At 61.8% G+C, this 6,216-nt stretch carries 6 protein-coding genes, 1 tRNA gene and 1 pseudogene; all 8 read left to right on the plus strand.

Going from position 1 to position 6,216, the window contains the following annotated elements:
- Positions 1-227 precede the first annotated feature (227 nt).
- Positions 228-303, plus strand: a tRNA-Trp gene (locus AC16HO_RS05970).
- A gap of 107 nt (positions 304-410) precedes the next feature.
- Entirely contained in the window at positions 411-794 is a 384-nt protein-coding gene (secE, locus tag AC16HO_RS05975) for a preprotein translocase subunit SecE (protein WP_395644046.1), read from the plus strand.
- Positions 795-866: 72 nt separating this feature from the next.
- On the plus strand, positions 867-1,427 hold the full coding sequence (gene nusG, locus AC16HO_RS05980) for a transcription termination/antitermination protein NusG (RefSeq protein ID WP_395644045.1): 561 nt from the start codon (positions 867-869) through the stop codon (positions 1,425-1,427).
- Between the two features lie 89 nt (positions 1,428-1,516).
- Positions 1,517-1,945: a 50S ribosomal protein L11 gene (gene rplK / locus AC16HO_RS05985; protein ID WP_018974751.1), complete on the plus strand. Its 429-nt coding sequence runs from the start codon at positions 1,517-1,519 to the stop codon at positions 1,943-1,945.
- A gap of 2 nt (positions 1,946-1,947) precedes the next feature.
- Positions 1,948-2,646 (plus strand): 50S ribosomal protein L1, encoded by a 699-nt coding sequence (gene rplA / locus AC16HO_RS05990; protein WP_395644044.1) that lies wholly within the window; start codon positions 1,948-1,950, stop codon positions 2,644-2,646.
- A gap of 348 nt (positions 2,647-2,994) precedes the next feature.
- A complete protein-coding gene (rplJ, locus tag AC16HO_RS05995) occupies positions 2,995-3,522 on the plus strand; it encodes a 50S ribosomal protein L10 (protein ID WP_395644048.1) in 528 nt (175 codons plus the stop codon).
- Between the two features lie 109 nt (positions 3,523-3,631).
- Positions 3,632-4,012, plus strand: coding sequence for a 50S ribosomal protein L7/L12 (gene rplL, locus AC16HO_RS06000; RefSeq protein ID WP_395644043.1), 381 nt, complete (start codon positions 3,632-3,634; stop codon positions 4,010-4,012).
- A gap of 327 nt (positions 4,013-4,339) precedes the next feature.
- A pseudogene (gene rpoB, locus AC16HO_RS06005) lies at positions 4,340-6,216 on the plus strand (DNA-directed RNA polymerase subunit beta); the annotation flags it as partial.

The following is a 6,216-nucleotide window of genomic DNA, read 5'->3' on the forward strand; positions in this document are numbered from 1 at the left end:
GCGCGGGCGTGGTGGCGAAGATCATCAAGTGACGACACGGCGCGCTCGCGTGTGAAGCGCGGGCGCGTTTGCCGGGATGTCATACCCGCGCGCTTCTGGCGGGGATTTCGCGACTCTTGTTTTTCCGCCGCACAAAAGCAAAGGCACTGGATTCCCGCCAAACGCGTGCGGGAATGAAGAGTCAAAAGGCAAGGCGGTCAAGGCTGCCTTGAGGAACAAACGACCACACGCCAGTAGCTCAATTGGCAGAGCAGCGGTCTCCAAAACCGCAGGTTGGGGGTTCGAGTCCCTCCTGGCGTGCCAGCGTTGTACAGCCCGGCCGAACGGCTGGTTTTTGATTTCCATCGCCAGGCGGGCGGCGGAAATGCAGGTTGAGACGGTGTAGCGGCTTTGGGCCTCGCCAGAAACTTATGAATACGAAAGTTGAACAGGCGGGTGGTAATTCCGCTGCCGACATCGCGAAACTCGTCGTTGCGCTGCTGATCCTGAGCGCGTCGATTTTCGCGTACTACTGGTACAACGATCTTCAGACCTGGCAGCGCCTGCTGATGCTGCTCGCCGGCTTTGCTGCGTCGGGTGCAATCGCGTTTTTCACGCATTCGGGCCGCGCGGCGAAGGATTTCCTTGGCGAGTCGTTGTTCGAGCTGCGCAAGGTCGTGTGGCCGACGCGGCAGGAAACGATCCAGACCACACTCGTGATCTTCGTCGTCGTCATCGTGCTCAGCCTGATCCTCGGCCTGATCGACCTGCTGCTGAAGTGGGCGATCCTCGACGGTGTGCTGAAAGGCGGTTAATCGAAAAGTCCGGTCAGGATGGCCGGTTCTTGATTTTCGCGATCAGGGATGAACGCAAAGGTAATGGTGACCATGGCTAAGCGTTGGTATGTGGTTCATGCCTACTCGGGTTTCGAGCATCAGGTTGCGCGCACGCTGAAGGATCGCGTGGCGCGCGCCGGCATGCAGGACAAGTTCGGCGACGTGCTCGTGCCGACCGAGGAAGTGGTTGAGATGCGCGGTGGTCAGAAACGGCGCAGCGAGCGCAAGTTCTTCCCGGGCTACGTGCTCGTGCAGATCGAGACGAACACGGACAACAAGGCGATCAAGATCGATGACGAGTCCTGGCATCTGATCAAGGAGACGCCGAAGGTGATGGGTTTCATCGGCGGCACCGCCGACCGCCCGTTGCCGATCAAGGATTCGGAAGCGGACGCGATCCTGCAGCGCGTGCAGGAAGGCGTCGAAAAGCCGCGGCCGAAGGTGCTGTTCGAACCGGGCGAGATGGTGCGCGTCACCGAGGGTCCGTTCAACGACTTCAATGGCGTGGTCGAGGAAGTGAATTACGAGAAGAGCCGCCTGCGCGTGGCGGTGCTGATTTTCGGGCGTTCCACGCCGGTCGAACTCGAGTTCGGCCAGGTGGAGAAGGCCTGAGGGCCGGGACTCGAGTCCCGAATCAAAGCGAAAGGAGGAGTCCCGCAGTCGCAAGACGTGCAGACGCTTGAACTCCAGGAGTTAACACAATGGCAAAGAAAGTAGTTGGCTACATCAAGCTGCAGGTGAAGGCCGGTCAGGCCAACCCCTCGCCGCCGGTTGGTCCCGCGCTCGGTCAGCGCGGTCTCAACATCATGGAATTCTGCAAGGCGTTCAACGCCGCGACGCAGAAGATGGAACCCGGTCTGCCGATCCCGGTGATCATCACCGCTTACTCGGATCGCAGCTTCACCTTCATCATGAAGTCGCCGCCGGCGTCGATCCTGTTGAAGAAGGCCGCGGGCATCACTTCGGGCAGCAAGCGTCCCAACACCGAGAAGGTGGGCAAGGTGACGCGCAAGCAGCTCGAGGAAATCGTCAAGGTCAAGCAGGCGGACCTCACCGCTGCCGATCTGGATGCCGCCGTGCGCACCATTGCGGGCAGCGCGCGCAGCATGGGCCTCAACACGGAGATCTGACCATGGCAAAGATTACGAAACGCATCAAGGCGATGCAGGGCAAGGTCGCCGAAGGCAAGATCTACGCGATCGATGAAGCCTTCAAGATTCTGAAAGACAACTCGAAGACCAAGTTCGTCGAGTCGGTCGACGTGGCGATCCGCCTCGGCATCGACGCGAAGAAGTCCGACCAGGGCGTGCGCGGCTCCGTGCTGCTGCCGCACGGCACCGGCAAGACCGTGCGCGTCGCGGTGTTCTGCCCGGCCGGCGAGAAGGCGGAAGCGGCCAAGGCCGCCGGCGCCGACGCCGTGGGCATGGACGATCTCGCCGAGAAGATGCAGGCCGGGGACTTGAATTACGGCCGCGTCATCGCCACTCCCGATGCCATGCGCGTCGTCGGCAAGCTCGGCCAGTTGCTCGGTCCGCGCGGCCTGATGCCGAACCCGAAGGACGGCTCGGTCACCGCCGACGTCGTCACCGCGGTGAAGAACGCGAAGGCTGGTCAGGTGAAGTTCCGCAACGACAAGGCGGGCATCGTCCATGCCTCGATCGGCAAGGTGAACTTCGATGTCGTCGCGCTGAAAGACAACCTGAATGCGCTGATCGCCGATCTGAACAAGGTCAAACCGTCGACCGCGAAGGGCGTGTACCTGCAGAAGGTCTACGTTTCGAGCACGATGGGCCTGGGCATCCAGGTCGATCAGGCCTCGTTGTCGGCGTGAGTTTTTTTCGTCGTTCCGGCCAGGGCCGGAGTGACGTGTACCAATTTTTGAGGGCGCCCGGGATCGGCAACGAAACCGGGAGCCGTCAAAGACCGCAGGTGGTTGCGGTGTCGCCGCAAGGAAGTACTCGCCAGGCACAGGACGTGCGATTCGCGGCGAGCGGCATCGGGCCTTAATGGAAAGGGAAAGCAACCTGCGTAGATGGTGTTGCCCGTGAGATATCTCGAACGGCCACCAGTTCGGCATCGTCGGATGCCAGCGGGTCCGCAAGGAGGCGGACTCGAATGAATGGCGGAGCGATACCCGCAGGCAAGCGCGGGGACCGTTCCACTGAAGAAAGGTAAAGCAATGGCGCTCAATCTTGAGCAAAAGAAAGTCGTCGTTGCCGAACTGGCGAATGTGGCCGCCAAGGCTCACTCGTTGGTCGCCGCCGAGTACGCAGGTCTTACCGTGGCGCAGCTCACCGAGTTGCGCAAGAAGGCACGCCAATCCAAGGTTTTCGTGAAAGTCGCGAAGAACACCCTGGTGCGGCGTGCAGTGGAAGGCACCGACTACGCCGTCGTCAAGGACGCGCTGGTCGGCCCGATGCTGTACGCCTTTTCCGAGGAAGACCCGGGTGCTGCAGGCCGGTTGGTCAAGGAGTTTTCCAAGGCAAACGAAAAGCTGGTCCCCAAGGTCGTCGCGATCGGTGGGCAGATGTTCCCGGGCTCTCATGTCGAGAAGCTCGCGTCGCTGCCGACCCGTGAGCAGGCCTTGTCGATGCTGCTCGGCGTGATTCAGGCGCCGATCACCAAGCTGGTCCGCACGCTGGCCGAACCCGCCGCGCAGGTCGCGCGCGTGGTTGCGGCGGTACGCGACCAGAAGGCCGCCGGCTGATCGCACATTCTTGCCATAAGGCAGATACGGAATGAGTCCCGGGTCGACGCACATTTTCGTGCAGTCCGGGGCATCAACATCCCTGTTTCATTTATCGAGGTAAATCACAATGGCCGTTACGAAAGAAGAAATCGTTGATGCAATCGCCAACCTGAGCCTGATCGACGTCACCGATCTGGTCAAGTTGATGGAAGAGAAGTTCGGCGTGTCCGCCGCCGCCCCGGTCGCCGTCGCCGCCGTTGGCGGTGCCGCCGCCGCTGCCGCTCCGGCGGAAGAGAAGACCGAGTTCACCGTGGTTCTGAAGGCTTCGGGCGAGAAGAAGGTCGAAGTGATCAAGGCCGTGCGCACGATCACCGGTCTGGGCCTGAAGGAAGCCAAGGACCTCGTCGAATCCGCTCCCGCCACCGTGAAGGACGGCGTGAACAAGGACGATTCCGCGAAGTTCAAGAAGGAACTCGAAGCCGCTGGCGCAACCGTCGAGATCAAGTGACGCCAGGATGGCGTCATCCCGGACAGCATATGGACGTGCGTTGATCCGGGATCCAGCTTTTGATGAGCAAAGAAGCAAAGACAAAAACTGGATTCCCGCTTCCGCGGGAATGACGAGCATCAGCCTGGGGGCGCAAGCCCCCGGGCTTTGTTCGTTGTGCTACGCGCAAGACGGCAGACAGAAGATGTGAAGCTCCCGGGGTTCGAAACGATTCACCGAAAGACCTGTGTTTCCGCCCCGCTTCACGTCTTCTGTCTGACGCCTTCTTCTCCCCCAAGCCGATCCGTTCCGTGGATCGGCGCATAACTCTCCAAGGTGGTGCCCGCCATGTCGACAACCTACTCCTTCACCGAAAAGAAGCGCATCCGCAAGGACTTCGGCAAGCGTCCGCAAGTGCTCGGCGTGCCGCCGCTGCTTGCGATCCAGACCGATTCCTATCGCGAGTTCCTGCAGGAAGGCATGGACGTCAAGACGCGCGCAGACCACGGCCTGCATGCGGCGCTCAAGTCGGTGTTCCCGATCGTCAGCTACTCGGGCAATGCCGCGCTCGAATACGTCAGCTACCGCCTCGGCGAACCGGCGTTCGACGAGCGCGAATGCCGTTCGCGTGGCATGAGCTACGGCGCGCCGTTGCGCGTGCTCGTGCGTCTGGTGATCTACGACAAGGAGTCGCCGGCGTCGAACAAGGCGATCAAGTACGTCAAGGAGCAGGAGGTCTACATGGGCGAATTGCCGCTCATGACCGACACCGGTACCTTCATCATCAACGGCACCGAGCGCGTCATCGTCTCGCAACTGCACCGCTCGCCGGGCGTGTTCTTCGACCACGATCGCGGCAAGACGCACAGCTCGGGCAAGCTGCTGTACTCGGCGCGCATCATCCCTTACCGTGGTTCCTGGCTCGATTTCGAGTTCGATCCGAAGGACGCGTTGTTCACGCGCATCGACCGTCGCCGCAAGCTGCCGGTGACGCAGCTGTTGCGCGCGCTCGGCTACAACAACGAGGAAATCCTCGACATCTTCTTCGAGAAGAACGTCTTCCACCTCGACAAGAAGGAAGGCGCGAAGCTCGAGCTCGTCGCCGAGCGCCTGCGCGGCGAAACGCTGAATTTCGACGTCAAGGCCGGCGACAAGGTCATCGTCGAGGCCGGCAAGCGTATCACCGCGCGCCACGTGCGCCTGTTGCAGGATGCCAAGCTCAAGTCGCTGGAAGTTCCGGACGAATACCTCATCGGTCGCATCCTCGCGCACGACATCGTCGATGCGAAGACCGGCGAACTGCTCGCAGCGGCCAACGCCGAGATCGACGCGACGCATCTGGCCAACTTCCGCAAGGCCGGCATCGACAAGATCGGCACGCTCTACGTCAACGATCTCGACCGCGGTCCATACATCTCGAACACGCTGCGCATCGATTCGACCAAGACGCCGCTTGAGGCGCTGGTCGAAATCTACCGCATGATGCGCCCGGGCGAGCCGCCGACCAAGGAAGCGGCGCAGAACCTGTTCTTCAACCTGTTCTTCACGTTCGAGCGCTACGATCTCTCGGCCGTGGGCCGCATGAAGTTCAACCGTCGCGTCGGCCGCAAGGAGACGACCGGAACGGGCGTGCTGTACGACTCGAAGTACTTTGGCGCGCGCAACGACGCGGAGTCGAAGTCGCTGGTCGAGAAGTATGGCAAGACCTCGGACATCCTCGATGTGCTCAAGGTGCTCGTCGATATCCGCAACGGCCGTGGCACGGTGGACGACATCGACCATCTCGGCAACCGCCGCGTGCGTTCGGTCGGCGAGATGGCCGAGAACGTGTTCCGCATCGGTCTCGTGCGCGTCGAGCGCGCGGTGCGCGAGCGCCTGTCGCTGGCCGAGGCCGAAGGCCTGACCCCGCAGGATCTGATAAATGCCAAGCCGGTCGGTGCGGCGATAAAGGAGTTCTTCGGCTCCTCGCAGTTGTCGCAGTTCATGGACCAGAACAACCCGCTGTCGGAAGTGACCCACAAGCGCCGCGTCTCCGCGCTGGGCCCGGGCGGCCTGACCCGCGAGCGTGCTGGCTTCGAAGTGCGCGACGTGCACCCGACCCATTACGGCCGAGTCTGCACCATCGAAACGCCGGAAGGCCCGAACATCGGCCTGATCAATTCGCTGGCCGTGTACGCGCGCACCAATGGCTACGGCTTCCTGGAAACGCCGTACCGCAAGGTCGA

This window comes from Rudaea sp., from assembly GCF_057139185.1.

Coding starts and splice junctions, on each gene's coding strand:
- rplA (WP_395644044.1), top strand. CDS start 1,948: ATGGCAAAGATTACGAAACGCATCAAGGCGATGCAGGGCAAGGTCGCC.
- secE (WP_395644046.1), top strand. CDS start 411: ATGAATACGAAAGTTGAACAGGCGGGTGGTAATTCCGCTGCCGACATC.
- rplJ (WP_395644048.1), top strand. CDS start 2,995: ATGGCGCTCAATCTTGAGCAAAAGAAAGTCGTCGTTGCCGAACTGGCG.
- rplK (WP_018974751.1), top strand. CDS start 1,517: ATGGCAAAGAAAGTAGTTGGCTACATCAAGCTGCAGGTGAAGGCCGGT.
- nusG (WP_395644045.1), top strand. CDS start 867: ATGGCTAAGCGTTGGTATGTGGTTCATGCCTACTCGGGTTTCGAGCAT.
- rplL (WP_395644043.1), top strand. CDS start 3,632: ATGGCCGTTACGAAAGAAGAAATCGTTGATGCAATCGCCAACCTGAGC.